Annotated in this window: 20 protein-coding genes; 4 read left to right on the forward strand and 16 right to left on the reverse strand. The window is 45.5% G+C overall.

Annotation, left to right across the window (positions count from 1 at the left end):
* Positions 1 to 2: 2 nt before the first annotated feature.
* From KU392_RS05880 to KU392_RS05920, 9 genes are all read right to left on the reverse strand, one after another.
* The gene (locus KU392_RS05880) at positions 3 to 980 is read right to left on the reverse strand and encodes a flavin reductase (RefSeq protein WP_281421600.1); all 978 of its coding nucleotides are present in this window, start codon (positions 978 to 980) and stop codon (positions 3 to 5) included.
* A 39-nt stretch (positions 981 to 1019) separates the two neighbouring features.
* On the reverse strand, positions 1020 to 1412 hold the full coding sequence (locus KU392_RS05885; protein ID WP_217734843.1) for a RidA family protein: 393 nt from the start codon (positions 1410 to 1412) through the stop codon (positions 1020 to 1022).
* Between the two features lie 23 nt (positions 1413 to 1435).
* Complete coding sequence (locus KU392_RS05890; RefSeq protein ID WP_217734844.1) at positions 1436 to 2299, reverse strand: class III extradiol dioxygenase family protein; 864 nt, start codon at positions 2297 to 2299, stop codon at positions 1436 to 1438.
* Positions 2287 to 2685 carry a hypothetical protein gene (locus KU392_RS05895; RefSeq protein WP_217734845.1) on the reverse strand — a complete coding sequence of 133 codons (399 nt, stop codon included), beginning with the start codon at positions 2683 to 2685 and terminating at the stop codon, positions 2287 to 2289. The genes KU392_RS05890 and KU392_RS05895 overlap by 13 nt, the downstream gene beginning before the upstream one ends.
* Entirely contained in the window at positions 2686 to 3444 is a 759-nt protein-coding gene (locus KU392_RS05900; RefSeq protein WP_217734846.1) for an HpcH/HpaI aldolase family protein, read from the reverse strand.
* 36 nt (positions 3445 to 3480) lie between these two features.
* Positions 3481 to 4338, reverse strand: coding sequence for a cupin domain-containing protein (locus KU392_RS05905; protein WP_217734847.1), 858 nt, complete (start codon positions 4336 to 4338; stop codon positions 3481 to 3483).
* A gap of 41 nt (positions 4339 to 4379) precedes the next feature.
* Positions 4380 to 5354 (reverse strand): Bug family tripartite tricarboxylate transporter substrate binding protein, encoded by a 975-nt coding sequence (locus KU392_RS05910; RefSeq protein ID WP_217734848.1) that lies wholly within the window; start codon positions 5352 to 5354, stop codon positions 4380 to 4382.
* Positions 5355 to 5399: 45 nt separating this feature from the next.
* On the reverse strand, positions 5400 to 6548 hold the full coding sequence (locus KU392_RS05915; RefSeq protein WP_217734849.1) for an acyl-CoA dehydrogenase family protein: 1149 nt from the start codon (positions 6546 to 6548) through the stop codon (positions 5400 to 5402).
* Positions 6549 to 6881: 333 nt separating this feature from the next.
* Positions 6882 to 7667 carry an enoyl-CoA hydratase gene (locus KU392_RS05920; RefSeq protein WP_246587337.1) on the reverse strand — a complete coding sequence of 262 codons (786 nt, stop codon included), beginning with the start codon at positions 7665 to 7667 and terminating at the stop codon, positions 6882 to 6884.
* Between the two features lie 266 nt (positions 7668 to 7933).
* Here KU392_RS05920 and KU392_RS05925 point away from each other — a divergent pair, with 266 nt between their 5' ends.
* On the forward strand, positions 7934 to 9007 hold the full coding sequence (locus KU392_RS05925; RefSeq protein ID WP_217734851.1) for an ion channel: 1074 nt from the start codon (positions 7934 to 7936) through the stop codon (positions 9005 to 9007).
* Positions 9008 to 9121: 114 nt separating this feature from the next.
* On the opposite strand, the gene KU392_RS05930 is transcribed toward KU392_RS05925, so the two are convergent.
* Complete coding sequence (locus tag KU392_RS05930) at positions 9122 to 9541, reverse strand: Lrp/AsnC family transcriptional regulator (protein WP_169295681.1); 420 nt, start codon at positions 9539 to 9541, stop codon at positions 9122 to 9124.
* A 143-nt stretch (positions 9542 to 9684) separates the two neighbouring features.
* Here KU392_RS05930 and KU392_RS05935 point away from each other — a divergent pair, with 143 nt between their 5' ends.
* Complete coding sequence (locus KU392_RS05935) at positions 9685 to 10779, forward strand: ornithine cyclodeaminase (protein WP_169295661.1); 1095 nt, start codon at positions 9685 to 9687, stop codon at positions 10777 to 10779.
* A 43-nt stretch (positions 10780 to 10822) separates the two neighbouring features.
* On the opposite strand, the gene hcaD is transcribed toward KU392_RS05935, so the two are convergent.
* The 6 genes from hcaD to hcaE form a co-directional block, all read right to left on the reverse strand.
* Entirely contained in the window at positions 10823 to 12055 is a 1233-nt protein-coding gene (gene hcaD, locus KU392_RS05940; protein WP_217734852.1) for a 3-phenylpropionate/cinnamic acid dioxygenase ferredoxin--NAD(+) reductase subunit, read from the reverse strand.
* A gap of 20 nt (positions 12056 to 12075) precedes the next feature.
* Positions 12076 to 13014 carry a 3-carboxyethylcatechol 2,3-dioxygenase gene (locus tag KU392_RS05945; protein WP_217734853.1) on the reverse strand — a complete coding sequence of 313 codons (939 nt, stop codon included), beginning with the start codon at positions 13012 to 13014 and terminating at the stop codon, positions 12076 to 12078.
* Positions 13015 to 13081: 67 nt separating this feature from the next.
* Complete coding sequence (gene hcaB, locus KU392_RS05950; RefSeq protein ID WP_200233585.1) at positions 13082 to 13894, reverse strand: 3-phenylpropionate-dihydrodiol/cinnamic acid-dihydrodiol dehydrogenase; 813 nt, start codon at positions 13892 to 13894, stop codon at positions 13082 to 13084.
* Positions 13891 to 14214: a 3-phenylpropionate/cinnamic acid dioxygenase ferredoxin subunit gene (hcaC, locus tag KU392_RS05955; protein WP_169295657.1), complete on the reverse strand. Its 324-nt coding sequence runs from the start codon at positions 14212 to 14214 to the stop codon at positions 13891 to 13893. The genes hcaB and hcaC overlap by 4 nt, the downstream gene beginning before the upstream one ends.
* A gap of 2 nt (positions 14215 to 14216) precedes the next feature.
* Positions 14217 to 14750, reverse strand: coding sequence for a 3-phenylpropionate/cinnamic acid dioxygenase subunit beta (hcaF, locus tag KU392_RS05960; RefSeq protein ID WP_200233601.1), 534 nt, complete (start codon positions 14748 to 14750; stop codon positions 14217 to 14219).
* On the reverse strand, positions 14750 to 16123 hold the full coding sequence (hcaE, locus tag KU392_RS05965) for a 3-phenylpropionate/cinnamic acid dioxygenase subunit alpha (RefSeq protein ID WP_217734854.1): 1374 nt from the start codon (positions 16121 to 16123) through the stop codon (positions 14750 to 14752). Before hcaE ends, hcaF begins: the two co-directional genes overlap by 1 nt.
* 136 nt (positions 16124 to 16259) lie before the next feature.
* Between hcaE and KU392_RS05970 the strand changes: the two genes are divergently transcribed.
* Entirely contained in the window at positions 16260 to 17159 is a 900-nt protein-coding gene (locus KU392_RS05970) for a LysR substrate-binding domain-containing protein (RefSeq protein ID WP_169295654.1), read from the forward strand.
* 121 nt (positions 17160 to 17280) lie between these two features.
* Positions 17281 to 18198: an alpha/beta fold hydrolase gene (locus tag KU392_RS05975; RefSeq protein ID WP_211182414.1), complete on the forward strand. Its 918-nt coding sequence runs from the start codon at positions 17281 to 17283 to the stop codon at positions 18196 to 18198.
* Positions 18199 to 18208: the final 10 nt, after the last annotated feature.

Raw genomic sequence — 18208 nt, forward strand, 5'->3', positions numbered from 1 at the left:
GTTTAAGCGTTTTTGGCCTGTGTAATCAAATTGTCTATAACGCGCAATGCGGTTTCGAGATCTTTCTTATCGATGTTTTGGATCATCTTCGCTTCGAAACTTTTTACTCGCTGATTAATGAACATGGCATATTCGCGACCACTGTTTGTCAAGTGTATTTTTTCGTTGGTGATATATTCAAGATGATTCCGGTTTTCCATTTCCTGCAGGGCATCTTTAATTTCCTCCTGACTGAGGTAAATACATGCCTGAAGCTCCTGTTTGCTCATTGCCTGTGAGTTCAACCAGCTATATATTCTGAATTCCGCAACGCTTATGTTCAGTTCTTGTCTTTGAGTATTAAAACGTGAAGAAACAAGATGGCTCACATAATGTAAACGACGCAACAGAGATAAATGTGTATTGTATTTACTTGTAAAGGATGCGTTTTTTTCCGCTTCAGTTTGGTTCATAATCGATGACAAGTCATTGGCGACACCGTAACGGCCCTGGTAAAACAAGAGTGGGGTTCCGTTGTAACGGGTGTAATGTTTGACGCGACCAATCAGAATCAAATGATCCCCACCATCAATGGTATTTTCAAGGCTGCACTCCAATGTACAGATTACATCACGCAACAATGGTGCACCTAGTTTTCCCTTGAACCAGCCGGTCTTGCTGAATTTATCCTCATCGCCTTTTGAAAACAAATTTGAGAGATCCACCTGATTGTCAGAAAGAATATTAACGGCATAATGCCGGGCCTCCTGAAAGATTTTAAGGCTGCCAGACTCTTTTCGTATAGACCATAAAACAAGGGGTGGTTCAAGAGAAAGCGCGGCAAATGAGTTCACAGACATGCCTGCCATGTCGGTCCCGTTGCAAGCAGTCATTACGGTGACACCAGTGGCAAATTGAGATAAGCATCTTCTGAATGCGCGTGAATCCTCTTCCGGACTGCCACTTTCAATGATTTGTATGGGTTCAGATATTATGTCCATGTCTTTATAAGTATAAGCAAGTATTTTAAGAGTGGGTTTTTAATTATGGGGAGCCATAATTGCGAAAAGGTCGCACTGCATATCCATTGAGGCAGGTAAGGTATTGGAAACGATCACATGTCGGGCGGGTCTGCTTGTCTCATCAGAAAAAATATCAACCCAATATTGATTCAGTAAAGCCCGCGATACCTCTGGTCTGAGATAAAAAGTCATTTTGATAACGTCTTTCCAGTTGCCGCCCGCTTTTTCAAGAATGCGACGCGTATTCTCAAACATGAGTTGACATTGTTGTTCAATAGATTCGGGAATTTTTCCCGTTGTTTTATCTGTGCCAAAGATGGCGCCACTCATTAAAATATTGTGATGCAGGCAAGCGGCAGGAACAGGATTGTTGCCATGAGAAAATCCATCAATATAAATACTTTTACGCATGTTCGAGTTTTCCGGTTAATCAGCTATTTTGAGGAAGGAGTTGCTGGCTTTTCGGCTTCTAAAGCCAGTAAACCGTAGCCGGTTAGCATGGGAGCCCAGTAGAATCGTTGAATTTCATTGAAAGATTCGCTGGTCTCAGAAAGTGCACCACGCATTGTCAGCCATAACATCATTTCAACTGACTCCAGGCCACCGCGGTATATGTAATCTTCATGAGTGGCGTGTGCCAGTATTTCAGGTTCATGCGTCAATAAGTCCATGAATCGGTTATCCCATTCCGGATTCACCAAACCAAAATTATCACCATGAATTTGATGGGATAAACCGCCAGTAGAAGCGACAACGACCCGTTCATTACAAGCTGAATTTTTAATGAAGCGACCAATACTTTGTCCCAGTTTCCAGCATCGCATGGGAGTTGGAAGGGGCTCACGCAATACATTGACATGAATGGGAATGATACGTATTGGCCAGCTTGGGGGCATCAGTAAGGGCAGAACGGACATGACGCCATGATCCAGTTCCATTTCCTGACAAATAGTCAAATCAAACTCATCGGTTACCAGTGATTTGGCCAGTTCCCAACCAAAGTCTGGAGCACCGGGAACGGATGCAAAATTGCGAGCACCAATGCCTTCATCGGCAATATTCAACTGCTTTGCGATGCCCATGGCAAAAGTAGGGTAAGCGTCAAACTGGAACTGATTCAGGTGATCGTTATAAATAACAATCATGGTGGTGACATTTTTTTGTTTCAGCCAATTATGGACGGGCCTGTAGGATTCAAAAAAAGGTTTCCATTCCGGTTTTTCCTGATGGCCTGCATCGAAAGCAAAAGAGATTGAGGGGGCGTGTGAAGATCCGATTGCACCAATTAACTCTGCCATATATATCCTTTGTTTGCTTCTTTTCTTATACGTACAAATTCATCAACCGTCATGCCCAATTCGGAGGCGCCTCTTTCCATTAATGATGTTTTGAAAGCGCCATTCGCCTTGCCAATCGCAACTGTACAGGCGCCATATTCCATCATTTTGGTAAAAGCTCTGTTACGAACCATTTCTTTTTCCTGGTCGTTTAAACCAAAACGATCCATGCATGATTCTTCATTATTTAAAAAAAATGTACGCTGTTTTACTGAACGCATGCTGGTGAGGAACTTAGTAAGTCTATATCCTCTTTCTGCCCGTTCCGTCGTTAATGGGCACAGGCCTTTAAGAGTGATCCGTGGCCCTAACTTTTTCTGAATATCTTGTGATTTTGTATTCATCATTTAACTTTTAAGCTGATTGATCATGCTGGCGGATGATTTGGCAAAAATGCTTATGTCATTGCTGATCATGACAAAATTAAAACCATTTTCTTTGGCCTTAATGGCAGCATTGACATCGCCAACCGCAGTTCCGCAAGGAATATTCAAGCGATTGGCAACGTTGATCAAGTTTGTGATTAATTGGCTGTTATCGGGATGTGAAGCCGGTTTACCGGTTGATAAGGCCAAATCTCCCGGACCGACAAAAATGGCATTGACCCCTGGGACTGCCAGGATTTTTTCAACGTCACCTAATGCACCGGGATCTTCAAGTTGTGGAATACGCAAGACGTGGTTATTGCCTTCTTCAACATATTGGGCAGTTGGCTTCAGGCCCCAATGTCCAGCCCTTGAGGTGATGCCCAGACCACGATGCCCGACAGGGCTGAAAATCATGCCAGTCATGACATCTCGTGCTTCCTGCTCTGAGCGGACCCGTGGAATTAAAACGCCATCAGCGCCACAATCCAATATTCTCTGGGCATAAGCACCCGAGCTGTCAGGCAGGCGAACCAGTACTTTTAAACCCAAGCCTTGAGCGATGACAATGTTGCGGTAGCTTGCCTGAAAAGTTAGTGGGGCATGTTCCATATCAATGGCAATGAAATTGAAACCAGCCAGAGCCAGGCATTCAATGGTTTCTGGAGAGTCCAGTTTGACCCAGGTACCGAATTGACAGCGACCCGGTACTTTCAGTGTTTCTATAAAACGGCTTGTCATATAGCATCCTGTGATTAAAAGTAAAGATATCTTGATTTATGCATTAATGTTGTCGGGTAGGGGGTATTCTTTTTCATTGCACACAAGACCAGGTCTAAGTGAGAAATCCGTGCGTGGAGGTGCAAAAATATCCACAAGACGCATACCTTTTTCCCCAACGGCTTGGGAGGTATGTATGACGTTTGGGGGGATGATGCAAAGTGAAGGGGCGGATGCGACAATATGCTCATCCTCACGCCACTGCGCAAGATCCGGTGTCCATGGGTAACGTAAATGATGGATATAAGCACCATGGACAGCCAGGGATCCTTGCTCATAGTCAGGGTGAGAGTGTGGGGATAGTTTGTGGATGTCCCGTGGTGCTGTACTTGGTAGGAAGATATTGACCATCAAATTGCATGTACGGAAAAGGCGCATTGTGGTATCTGTACGGATATAGTCTTGCAACGGATAGTGACGTAACTTGAAACCATCGACAGGGGCTGGCCAGTCAATTAATTCTGCAACGTCGGTCACGTTATCCCAGGCTTGATGATTGGGTGCTATTTCAATTAAATCTTTGGCATTTTTGCTGAAAATTCTGTAGACCCAACCGCCATTCAACATTTTGATCTGGCTGTCACCCGGGGGGGCAATGAGTAATGAGTCGCCATTACTTTTTATTTCATTGCCATTGCTGCTGATAATTGCTGCCGTATCTTCAGGGAGCAGAATGAAGTACTCATCATTTTGGTATTCTGCTGTTCTGGTTAGAATGGCATTTTCTTTTGCATGACTGGCCATGACGACAAAATTGGCTGCACGTGTTATCCAGTTCTTGGTATCATAGGAATCAATCGTTGTATGGGGGTCACGGTAAAAATGCCCTGTATATGCCTGACGTGTTTTGGTCATTGTGCTTACACTCAATAATAATTCAGTTTAAATTTATTTATTCAATCTAAAGACAAGCCGATTTCCTGAACCAGCGCTTTGGACTTGATGATGTCTTGGTTGATTTTGTCGGTCATTTCTTCAGGCGAACTGCTTTTGAGATAGGCACCACTTGATGTGGCAATCCATTGCACTAATTCTTCATTTGCCAGTGTTTGTTTGAAAGCGTCATTCAGCTTATTAATAATGGCATCGGGTGTGCCAGCGGGCGCTGAAATACCATGCCAATACTCATACACAAAATCGGGAAGACCGGATTCTGATAGAGTGGGAATCTCCGGTACTATTTGATTGCGTTTTTTGCCTGAAGCTCCCAAAATCTTGATTTTTCCATCTTTGCTTTGTGCAGCGGCAATTCGGGCGCCTGAAAACATGGCTTGTAATTCTTTACCCACAAGATCTTGCATGGCAGGCCCTTCCCCTTGATAGGGAATATGTACAATATTCAGATTGTCATTGGCAATTTTCAGACTCTCCATCATGAGGTGATGAGGCGTTCCGTTACCTGCTGTTCCATAACTCATGGTTTGGGGATTTGCTTTTACGTAATCAATAAATTCCTTAACATTATTGACGGGAATATCCTTATTGACTGAAAGGACCAATGAACCGGTCAGTATGGTGCTTACCGGTTTTAGACTGTTTACGGGGTCATAAGACAGTTTTTTGTAAAGCGCGGTATTGGTGGCGTAAGTTGCATTGTCACCCCATAACAAGGTATATCCGTTGGGTGTTGAGTTTGCAACTGCAGTTGCACCAATAGCGGTTCCTGCGCCAGGTTTATTCTCAATAATAACGGGTTGTTTAATGATTTCACTCAGTGTCCGTCCGACTTGCCGCGCCATAATGTCGGTACCACCGCCTGCTGCGTACGGAACGACTATTTTGATGGGCTGATTGGGAAAGCTGTCCGCCTCATTGGCTTGCACAAAAGAAGTTGCAAGCAGTGAAAGCGCAGTTAATATGATTTTATTCATTAGGTCTCCGTTAAATTAATAATTGTGTATTGATGATTCAGTGAATTATGCAAAATAATTTTGGGCGATTTTTTCATCACCCAAGAGAGTGCCTGCCCATGCATTGGCATGATGTTGATAATTATTTAATTGGTGGCTCTGAATGGCGATCAGATCGTTATAAAGTCGGCCAAAGTCATATTGTTTATAAATTGCATGTCCTCCACTGAGTCTGAAAAGCTCACCGGCCAAGTGCGCACAACGCGGAGGAATTTGTGAGCTTTGAAAACGGAATTGGCGCCGTTCGTCCATGCTTATTGAAGGTCCTTTTTCAAGCTCGGCAATTACGCGAGCGTAGTTTTTGTAAACTTGGGTTTTCATTTCTTCAGCATGTGACAAGGCTTGGGAAACAGCCAATACAGCGGCTTGATTCGCACTAATATTTACGCCATGACGACTGACTTTCTGGTAATTAAAGTCAATAAATGTTTGCACCAGGCCTTTTAATGCACCCAAAGCACTGGGGGCTTGTGTGGCTCTTGAAAAAATCTGGAAAAAAGGAATTTTATAAAGCAAGCCATCATTCATTTTCAAACCGGGAGCTTTGTTGGTCAGGACAGATTCCCAGCGCAAGGCCCTGTGTTCGGGGATGAAGGCATCCTTGACAACAATATCGTTACTGCCGGTCGCACGTAAACCGTGTACATCCCAATTTGGAATGATTTCGTAATCACTGCGAGGTAACAGAAAACAGTATTGCGCCATACCGGATTGTTTTGCTTGGCCCGTATTTTCTTCACCATCAATATTCCCGCCCAGAAATGTCCAAGAGCAATGATCGCTTCCACTGGAAAAACCCCATCTACCACTTAATACATATCCGCCGTCGACTCTTTTGGCCTTACCGGGTGCATAGGGAGAGCTAATCAGCGTTTGGGGGTTATCTCCCCAGACTTCTTCCTGTGCTTTTGGATCAAAAAATGCCAGATGATAATGATGGATGCCAACGACACCCAGTACCCAGGCAACAGATGGATCTGCTTCTGCAAGGATTGAGGTAACCTCAAATGATTCAATGGGTGTAGTTTCTCCACCGTGCCAGCGCTTGGGTTGTAGCATTTGAAAAAAACCGGCTTCTTGGAGATCGGCAATCGTTTCGTCAAATATTTTTGGACAATCCCATTGTGCTGCCGAGCGTTTTTTCAGGGTAGGCACCAATGCCCGGGCTTTTTGGACATATTCCGAGTCGCTGAAGTCCCCTCTTAAATAGTTATTAATTTGACTGATTGGCATGTTCTCAAAATCCTATATATGTTTTTTAGATAAAAAATGCTTCTTTCATTGGTTGAAATTAAAGCACTTGGAGATAGGTTTGAGATAGATCAATTCTGGTATCGTAGCCATCTCATTTCGAGATAGCTTATACTTATAAAAGTCAAGAAGGAAAGCGCAAATAACTGATTTGCATCAAATTAATTTAATTGATTAAATTAATGATAATTTAATGTCCTTTGCTTTTTTTGAAAACCTAATCGCGCTTAAGTAAATTCAGTCTTTCCAGATCGCCACCCGTTTTTCCAGAAACGCATCAATCCCTTCCATCGCGTCTTCTTCCATCATGTTGCGCGCCATGACATCGGCCGCATAATCATAAGCATCGGCAAGCGCCATTTGTTTCTGCTTATAGAACATGTGTTTGCCGTAGCGAATGGCGGTTGGGCTTTTGCTTAAAATATCAGCCAGTAATGCCGCAACCCGCTCATCAAGCTGTGCTTCCGGTACGGCATCATTCACCAGCCCCCAATCCAGTGCCGTGGCGGCGTCGATGAAACGGGCGGTGACCAGCATTTCAAAGGCCCGTTTGGAAGATATGTTCCGGCTTAAGGCCACAGCAGGTGTGGAGCAGAAAAGGCCGACATTAATACCCGAAACCGCAAATTTGGCCGAATCGGTGCAGATGGCCAGATCGCAGGCAGCGACCAGCTGACATCCTGCTGCCGTGGCAATGCCGTGAACTTTGGCAATGACCGGCACTGGCAGGGACTGAATACCCTGCATGACTTTGCCGCATTTGGCAAACAGGTAACGGTAATAGGTCAGAGAGGGCTGGCTGCGCATTTCCTTTAAGTCATGTCCTGCGCAAAAGGCTTTGCCGGTGGATTCAATAATCACGCAACGCAGGGTGTGGTCTTGCTGGAGTATTTCAAATTGATCCAGCAAAGCTTGCAACATGGCTTCTGAAAGCGCATTGAACTGACCGGGGCGGTTAAGGCGCAGGGTTACGACACCATTGGTTCTGGTGGTTTCAAGAATGGGGGGTGTGGGGGTGTCCATATTGTCTCCTTTGTTTGTCATTTTTGAATGGTTTTAAATCTTGTTGGATCTTATCGTATTATGACGTATGTCAAGACATAGGGTGCTTGATTTAAGGCGTTGGTACAATACCGAATATGGCCTTCGCAGTGACCAAAAATAATCTGGCGGATAAGCAGAGTTAATGGACTTTTATGAGTGTAAAAAAATATATAGGCCCGTTTTGCCAATCAATATTAAATATACGGGTTTTATTGTCATTGCTAATAATTGGCAATGGATTATGGTTGACCTTACCTGTTCTGTCTAAATACTTCAATCACTTTGGTAAAGACACAATTGAGTTTGTGCATTGGATGCAAACCCTGGGATTCTTTCATTTACTTGAACTGCCCCGTTTTGCATTAGGTACTTGCCTGGTTTTATTTGGTTTTTTCCTGTTTAAAGGAGCCCGGCTAGCCTGGTTTTTTAGTGTTATTGCCTTGGTCTTATTGCTTGTTCTGGATATAACACTGGGTAGTGCTTATTTGATTCATGGTGCTTATTCTTCAGTTTTATTGGTTCTGCTAATACATTTTTGGAAACATTTTCCGAATCAGAGCATCAGCAACACAGCAGGAGTGGCTGTTTTCAGTATTGCCATCCTTAATGTGTATTCAGTATTGGGTTCTTTATATCTGGGTTCACACTTCAATCCAAAAATTACCGATGTTTTTCAGGCATTTTATTTTTCCATGGTAAGCATGGCAACGGTGGGCTATGGAGATATCGTTCCGGTAACGATAGAATCACGTCTTTTTACGGTTAGTGTCGTTTTTTTTGGTATTACTATTTTTACCACTTCAGTGGTGTACTTGGCAGGTATTGCGGCAACTGATACACGCAAAATCGTGCATAAAAGGTTGTTAAAAATGAAAGATCATTATGTTATTGTTGGCGCTTCCCAATTGGCGGTGTTTGTTTATAACGGCTTGAAAAAGCGTGGCCTGCATGCTGTGATTGTGTGTGATGAAAAAAACCGGGATTTATTCCCTGCAGATGCGATTGTGGTTTCAGGAGAAGTTGCCGAGATCGCGATCCTGGACAAGGCTTCTGTAAAAGATGCGTATTGTGTGATGGCATTGGAAAAGAGCGATGTGGAAAACACTTATATTTTATTGGCGGTAAGGGAAATTGCGGGTGACAAGGTTAAAACCATTTCCATGATTAATGAAGAACGTAATCGCCGGAAATTGCAACTTTTGCATGTTGATTATATGTTTTCATTACCTGAAATGGGCAGTGAGGTTTTAATGAAGTATTTAAGCGGTGAGACCATTGACAATAATACGATTGCTGATTTGCTCATAAATCATAGTTAACTTTAATATCGTTAATATAAAGTAAAGCAATAAACAACGGTTGAACTGGCCACGATGGGGGCGACCTTGGTATCGGGTGGCATTAATCCATTAATTAAAACCAAGGTACCGTGATTATTTATAACTCTTCAAATGAATGCTGGTTTCTGAGTTATTGATATGTTTTATCAGCCTGATCCGCTCCAGTGCCTGCCCCAGTTCATCCAGGGTTTGCGCCTGCAGTTCGGCCAGCAAATCCCAGCGGCCATTGGTGTCATGCAGGGCAACCACGCAGGGTTCACCCAGTAAACTGGCCACGGCCTGCCGGGTGGCGTTGCCTTCAATGGCAATACTCATCCAGGCGGTAATGGGCCGGTTCTGGCTGGTGGGGCGCAGCTGCACCGAATAACCGGTAATCACGCCTTCATCTTCCAGTTTCAGCATGCGGTTGCGTACCGTGCCGCGTGAGACCTGCAGTTTCTGGGCCAGATCGGCCACGGTATAGCGGGCATTCTGGCGTAAAAGGGCAATCAGAGCCTGGTCGATCGTATCCATCATTGTCATTCCGGTAATGTGTTCTGTCATTATGATAGAAAATTGCTCAAATGTATGCAAAATGCGGACTGCCAATTGATGGCGTCATGCCTCAGACTATAGCTAACAGCTTGAATGATAAATATAAATACAGGAGGCTTCGCATGAATCACTTATTACAGAATCAGTTAATGACCGAATTGATCCGTCCACAGGATATTGCTGCCATTGTCCAGAAAAAAGGCATGAAAGCCTGCCTTGAAGGGGTTGCAAGCTATATTCTGACGGATTATTTGCGTTGGGATGAATTTGATAAATCCAAACGGGTCGCCAAATATGTGGAAGATGGCGTGATGGAGCTGATGCCAATTGCCGATAAAAAGCATTATGCGTTTAAATATGTGAATTGCCATCCGCATAATCCGGTCAAGGGTTTGTCTACCGTGATTGCATTTGGTGCTCTGGTGGATGTGGCCACAGGCATGCCAATGGCCATTTCAGAGCTGACCCTGACAACGGCTTTCCGGACAGCGGCCACATCTGCTTTGGTGGCCAAATACCTGGCCCGCAAAAACAGCCGTACCATGGCCTTGATTGGCAATGGCTCCCAGGCAGAATTCCAGGCCCTGGCCTTTCATTACCTGCTGGGTATTGAAGAAATCCATTTGTATGATAAAGATCCCAAGGCTTCTGAGAAACTGGCGGGTAATCTGGCTCATACCGGCATGAAGTTTGTGATTGCCAGCGATGTGGCCAGTGCAGTCAAGGGGATGGATATCATCACCACGGTCACGGCCGAATACGCCAAAGCGCATATTATTACCCCGGATATGATAGAGCCGGGCATGCATATTAATGCCGTGGGGGGTGACTCACCCGGTAAAACGGAATTACATCCCGAGATCCTGTCAATGGGACCGGTCTTTGTTGAGTTTGAGGAGCAGACCAGGATCGAAGGTGAGTTGCAGAATGTAGCGGCAGATTTTCCGGTGGTGCATTTATGGGAAGTGTTTGGTCAAACAAAGCCGGGCCGCAGTGATCATAAGCAGGTTACCCTGTTTGATTCGGTCGGATTTGCCCTGGAGGATTATTCTGCCATGCTGTTCATGCGTGACGCGGCAAAAGAACTGGGCTTTATGCAGTCGATTTCACTGGTGCCCGAGCTGGCCGATCCGAAAGACCTGTTTTCTTATTTGGGGGTAGGGCCTGCCATTCCGGTTTTGACGGATAAGGTCAAAGATGCGGCCGTGACAGGTTAAACGGTAATGCTTGGGTGCTACCCTTTTAACGACAAGGAAGCGATTAAACCGTAACAGAATTACTTAATTGACGTAAATTCGTTTCCTTGTTTTCAAGGGTTGCCTTGCAAAAAGGATGTTGCAGGGCGATCATTTTTTTCAGATTACGCATTTCCCTGCCTTGGTTGACCGTAATGGCACCCACCAGAATATCTTGCGAGAAGCCGAAAAGAATAAATCCTTCGGGAGCGTTCATGTCACCGCGACAAATCCATTGGTCTGCGTTCATTTGACCGCAAAGCTGGATATTTAACCCGCATTGGTCGGTCCAGAACCAAGGAGCTGAAAACTCGGGGGGATTTTGTGCCAGAATGGCTTTGGCGACTGTGATGGCCTGGTTTTGGGCATTTTCCCATGTTTCAGTGCGGGTAAATGTTTGTGTTTGACCTTGCCAGCATGCAGTGACGTCTCCGGCTGCGTAAATATCCGGGTCGGAGGTTTGTCCGTGACTGTTGATCACAATGCCATTGTTAACCCGGATGCCGGCCTGGATGGCTAGATTGACATTGGGTTCAACGCCAATCCCGTAAACAATGGCATCTGCCTGCAGGCAAGTGCCGTTTTCCAGAGTCAGGGTAAAACTGTTGTCCTGGTTCCGGCTGGCAGTGCGCAAACCGGTATTCATATGGAATTGAACACCGTTTTTTTGATGCTGTTCAAACAGGAACTGGCTGAGAATGGGGGGGATGCTTCTGCGCATGACACGATTTCCGGTGTCAACCAAGTTGACCTGGCAACCCAGGTCAATGGCTGTGGATGCCAGTTCCAGGCCGATCACACCACCGCCAATAATGGCAATGCGTTTTTCTGGCGATAGTGAAAGCCTGAGCATATCGGCATCATCAATGGTTCTGAGTGTATGAACCTTCTCCCCAAGCTCATCAAGCATGGAAATATGTTTAACACTTGCGCCAGTTGTTATTACCAGCTTGAAATAGTCCAGCTTTTCACCATTGGCTAACAAAATCTGACGGGTTTGTGTATTGATGCTGGTGACTTTTTCATTGTTTCTGACTTCGATTTGTTTTTCAGCATAAAAGTCAGCACTGAAAATCTGGCAATTGGTTGTATCGGGTGTTAACAGCCTTTCTTTTGAAAGAGGGGGCCTTTCATAGGGCAAATGAGGTTCGTCTCCTACCAGGATGATGCGACCTGTGAAACCATCCTGGCGTAACTGTATCGCCACGGTTGCACCTGCCTGGCCAGCTCCAATGATGATAATAGTTTCTTTATTCATTGAATTTTTCCAGGATTAATTTAAATGGGTTGTGCTTTCATCATGCCCATGCCGGCAATCCATTCCTTGATGGGGTAATAATAGACAATCTCGGCATCGTAAGGACCAAATTCAGACAGGGCCGCGAATGCGGACATCCAGGCACGGACTTCCTGTCCACCTTTACCACCATCCCGCTGGATTTCTTCATTGGTGTAGGCGGCAATGCGCTTGAAATCGGCCTTTTTGAATTGCTCCATCAAGGCCATGTCCCATTCAGGGTTCAGGGGAATGGAGGGGCCTTCACCTTTGGCCAGTGCCTGACCAGTGGCAATAACATTGGCCTGGCGCTTGTTCCTGGCTTCAGGGGTGGGGTTGCGTCCTGCTATCAGGAATTCTTCAACTTCTGGGGGAACCGAGCCCATTTGAGGCGTTGGAGGATCATGTGACAAGCCACCGGATCCGATAATTAAAATACGCTGATCGGATTTGGACAGATGCTTTCCAACGGCCTTGCCCAGATCAACTGCACGTTTGCAGCTTGGCAGGGGTTTTGCCGCACCGTTAACAAAGATCGGGATAACAGGGTATTTGGTCAGGCTATTGCACAGAAGCATCAGGGGTTGGGTAAAGCCATGGTCTGCCTGCATGCGATAGGAATAGGCGACATCAATGCCCTGATCCAGTACGTCCTGGGTTAAGGCCAGCGCCTTGTCTTCAGGAATGTTAAGCGGACCCTTGCCAATATCCCAGTCACCGGCGGCCGATGCACGAATGCCAATATTGAAAGCAGGCATTAAATCATAGAAAAAACCGTTGAAATGATCGGGAGCGAAAACGACGATCAGATCCGGATTGTATGCATCGACCTCGGCCGCAAGTTTGGCAAAAGCGGCACGTGCTTCCTTTTCGACCTTGTCACCCGGTGAACAATGGTCCATCATTGGCGTGTGCGCCACACATATTAATTTTACGGTCATAAGGTATGTCCTTGAATGGCTATTATTAAAATAGCCATTCTTTAATTATTATTAAAACTTGAACTGTTTACAGGTTCATGCCACCGGCAGTATTGCGGATGCCCCTGATGCCCAGACCCGCATCGGCATTAATCATGACACCGCTTAATGTACGGTTGTTTTCACGGGATGCCAATAAAACAAAAGGCCCGGTGAATTCACTGGCGTCAGGAAAAAACTGCAGCGGTAAAATGCTGGCAATGGCTTCAGGTGTGCGTGAATCCATGATTCGCAACTGGTCTTGTCCCAGGGAAGCAGGACCGCGCAAATCACTGGCCATGCCACATGGGCCAACGCCATTGACCCGCACTTTGGGTGCCAGTTCAAAAGCCAGCTGACGTATTAGCCCAACGGCGGCATGTTTGCTGGATGTATACAAAGGGCCCCCGCCTTCGGGGTAGAAGGCGGAGTTGGAGAGACTGAAGATAATGGAACCTTCTGATTTGATCAGTTCCTGGCTGGCCGCCTTGGCACCCAGCAAGTAGCCTTTTACATTAATTGAAAACAGTTCATTGAAGCCGGTATCCAGTTGTTCGGCTGACAGGCTCATTAGGCTGGCGCCATGATCCCAGACGGCGGCATTGCCAATAAAACAATCCAGTTTTCCAAATTTCTTGACGGTTTCCTGAACGGCAAGCTGGTTGTCTTCGTAATTGGCCACGTCGCCTTGCACCACAACGATGTCATTGCCGTAACGTTCTTTCAGTAACTCGACTTTTGACGCGGAGCGTTGCAAGACACCGATATTGGCACCTTCATTCAGGAAGCGTTCCACCAGGGCCAGGCCCAGGCCCGATCCGCCACCGGTAATCAGAACCGTTTGGTCTTGTAACCAGCTCATTGTTGCTGCTCCTTAAGAAGGACATAGATGGAATCATTTTCAACCACAACCGGATGGGTGGCGATAGGATCGGTTGCCGGCAGGCATAAAGGCTTGCCGGTTTTGACGCAAAACAGGGCGGAATGTAATGGACATTCCACCGTGCCATCCTCTTCAATATAGCCTTCGGACATGGACGCGTTGCCATGACTGCATTTGTCATTCATGGCATGAAATGAGCCGCCAATATTAAATACGGCGATCGCTTCGGGCTGGCAGTCCACCTTGATAGCTTCACCTTCGGGCAAGTCATTTTTTGAGCAAACAAAAATCTTTTCCATGACTAGAACAGTATGCTTAGGTTATGAGAGGTAATAACAACCTGATCAAGGATAATTTCCCGATGGGCGATTTCCCAACCCATGTCATTGTTTCCGGTTCGACGAATACGATCGTTGCGCATGCCGACATAGAAGGTTTCATCTTTCTCTTTTTGTGAACGATAAAGCAAGTAGTTCACACGAATATCGTATTCATCTTCCTGTTCAGTGGGAGATATTTGGATATTGTTGACGAAGTGACGGGTACGGGAAGGAGGTTCTTCGGCCCAGGCCATACCAGTTTCAAGTCGGGCGATCCGTTTCTCAAGCTGGAATTTGCTATCGTTGAAAATCCAGGTGGTAGGCGGTTGTACACAGCGGCGGCGATCCCTGGTTTGGGCGTTTACTGCCGTGCGCATGGTGTAGTGGATATCTTCTGCGATCAGGGTGAGCCAATCACGGAATTGCCAGTCATCCAGCTTTTGAGCCTCATAAAACAGGAATTGGCTGATTTCATGATGTAATTCCATGGAAACGGGCGTGATAACTTGTGTCATTATGCGACCTCCTTGCTGTTCTCAACCAAGGTGTTCTGATAAGCATCGGTTTTGGCTTTGGCTTCCTGCCAGGTTTTACTGCTTAACAAATTTGCCCAATGCTGATAGAAGCCACGAGCGGCTGTTTCCGAGAAAATGTAGTTGGTGATACCAGGGACGCCATCATCACGGATTTTTTCATTGCCCATACCCATTTCCATGCACAGTTGACTGTTGCGTGCACGGTAGCCACGCAGGATTTTCTGGATTTCAACCCAGTTTTCAGAGTCATCCTGTTCCAGAAAACCGGCAGGACCGAATGCACGGGTAGCGCTGCGTTCAAAGGCGGCCTTGACTTCTTCAGGAGCATTTTTATCGGTAATACAGAATGCCCAGACTTCAACCTGGTTGGGGCCACGGGGATGCCAGACACGCAGCGTGGCAGTACCGTTCAACCAAGACAGGGTGGGAAAAAGAGTATTATGACCGGCCAGACGAAGGGCCCTGATTTCACCCAGGCGTTCAAGGGCTTCGGGATAGGTCTCACGATAATAGTCGGATACTTCGCCATCGACCCAAACGTTTGCATCGGGTTTGTCGGTAAAGAAAAAACCGCTGCCATGACCATCTTGGCCAAACTGTATGGCATCTTTTGCTGTTTCCCATACAGGGCGCGGTGTTTGGCCTGAGCCCAGTGCTTTTTGTTCATCTTCGGGTTTAGCGCCAAGCACTTGTACCGCTGAGGCATGGGAGAACAGGGCATGGTACTGGTCACTGGCGAATTGTTCGGCTGCAAATTTCCAGTTGCAATCAATGGTCCATTTATGAATGCCACCAACAATTTCGGTGCCGCCTTCACGACGGTCGAGAACACCGTCAAGATACCAGGCCATGTCACCCATATACTCCTCAAGGCTGACTGCATTTTCGTCCCAGGTGCCGAAGATGAGGCCTTTATAAGAGGCAACTTTAGTGACTTCTTGCAGGCCCCATTTAGATTTGCATAGACCTTGCGGGTAGGCTCGGGGTTCAAGCGGAACCTCGATCAGTTCTCCGTTGGTGGCATAAGACCAGCCATGATAGGGACAGGTGAACGCCTTGGTATTGCCTGAGTCGGCATAGCTGACCCGCATGGAACGGTGACGGCATTGATTTAAGAATGCTTTCACGGTACCATCTTTTTGACGGACAACAACAATGGGGTCTTCACCCATGTAAGTATTGAAAAAATCCCCTGCTTTTGGAATTTGGCTTTCATGCGCAAGAAACAGCCAGCAGCGCCCGAAAATTCTTTCTAGTTCAAGTTCATATATTTCAGGGTCAGTATAAATTGAAGGAGTCACTTGCCCATTCTTGGAATCTATTAAAGCTTGAATGTCTATGGTTTTATTCATTAACTAAGCCTCCAGTAGTCGTATTTAAGATCATTCTTTTGTGTGGTAACAACCGATATGATCGTTGCAGTTGTAACAACTGTGAAATACTTTTTTTATTTGAATTAATATTTAAAAAAGATTACTGGAGGGTGACTTGGAACTTAGACACATACGATATTTCATTGCTGTTGCGGAAGAATTGAATTTCACCAGAGCAGCTGAAAAGCTGTTTACTGCCCAGCCCTCATTGAGTCAGCAGATTCGTGATTTAGAGAGTGAAATAGGCGTCAAACTGTTTAGCAGAACGAAACGGAAAGTAGAACTGACCAAAGCGGGAGAGGTCTTTCTCAAGGAGGCTCGGCTGGTATTGCAGCAGGCTAACCTTGCCATTCAGGTAACCCGTGATTCGGTCAGGAAATCCAACAGAAAAATAACAATGGGGTTCGTGCCTTCGGCTGAGGTGAAAATTTTCCCGAAAATTATGCCTTTTATCAGGGAGAAAATGCCTTCCCTGAATATTGAATTGAAAAGTCTTAATACAATTGAGCAGGAAAAGGCATTACTGAAGGGGAATCTGGATGTTGCTTTTTTGAGACAAACAGTGGAGGGATTTAAAAATAATCTTATTTATCAGGAAGAGTTGATATTGGTGATGTCAGTTGAACATCCCCTGGCCCTGGAAAATGAAATCCCCGTAAACTTGCTGCAGGATCAAAATATTATTGTTACCGATCCTAATTTTTCGGGGGCGCTTGGCATATTGACCAATCAATACCTTAAAGAAAACAATGTCAAATATAAAAAAATCCAGAATGCATCCAATATACTGTTTACCCTGAATCTGGTTTCTATGGGAATGGGCGTTGCCATATTGCCAGATTATGTTATTTCGCTACTGAATCCTTCAATTTGTTTCAAGAGAATGGTGAATCCAACCCCGCCAACAATCAATTTATACATGTCATGGCATGATCATTGTGCGATGGAAGAGTTTCAGTATTTTCTGTCTTTGATGGAACAGAATTTCAATATTTCGTGTTGCGGTAATGAATAAAAAAAATTGAATTAGATTTTTATCCTATCAATAACTACAAAATAAATATTGGATTAAATCAATGTTTTTTAACATGCTTAATGCTTAAGGTATTGTTAATCACATATTGGAGATAGAGTAAGTGAGTCGTTCATCCAGCACTTTGGAAAATAATCATAAGAATAATGCCCAGCCCGAACTGCGTTCTTTATGGTCTGCCGTTGCGGATGGCAGTGTCCGTTTGCATTATATCGACGTAAAAGGGGTAAAAACCCGTGTCCTGGAAGCCGGTGAGGGGCCCGAAACATTATTTTTACTGCATGGTATTTCAGGTCACTTGGAAGCTTATATGCGTAATATTCTGCCGCACGCAAAGCATTTTCGCGTGCTGGCCATTGATATGCTGGGACACGGTTTTACCGACAAGCCCAAATCCAATTATGAGGTCATCGATTATGTAGAACATCTGCGTGATTTGATGGATGTATTGGGACTGGAAAAAATTCATCTTTCCGGTGAATCATTGGGCGGATGGGTCAGTGCCCGTTTTGCGGCCAAATACCCCGAACGGGTTAAGCGTCTGGTGCTTAATACCTGCGGTGGCATGATTGCAGACCCCAAAGTGATGGAACGTTTACGTACCCTTAGTCTGAACGCGGTCAGAAACCCAGACCGGGAAGCAACCCGTAAACGCCTTGAATTCCTGATGGCGGATCCTTCAATTGTTACCGAAGATCTGGTTGAAGCCAGATATGCCACCTATCGTTCTCCGGGCATGCTTGAAGCCATTGAAAGCATCATGTGCCTGCAGGATATGGACGTACGCCTGCGCAACCTGCTGACCCCCGAAGAACTGGCCAAAATCGAAGCCGAAACATTGGTGCTTTGGACCAGCCATGATCCTACCGCTGCAGTCAGCGTGGGTGAAAAACTGCATTCGCTGGTATCCAACAGCCGTTTGATTGTGATGGAAAACTGCGGTCATTGGCCACAATATGAAGACCCGGAAACGTTCAATGCACTACATATTGATTTCCTGTTAAATGGTCACAAAGACTAAGGAAACACAT

This window comes from Advenella alkanexedens, assembly GCF_019132845.1.
GTDB lineage: Bacteria > Pseudomonadota > Gammaproteobacteria > Burkholderiales > Burkholderiaceae_B > Advenella > Advenella alkanexedens.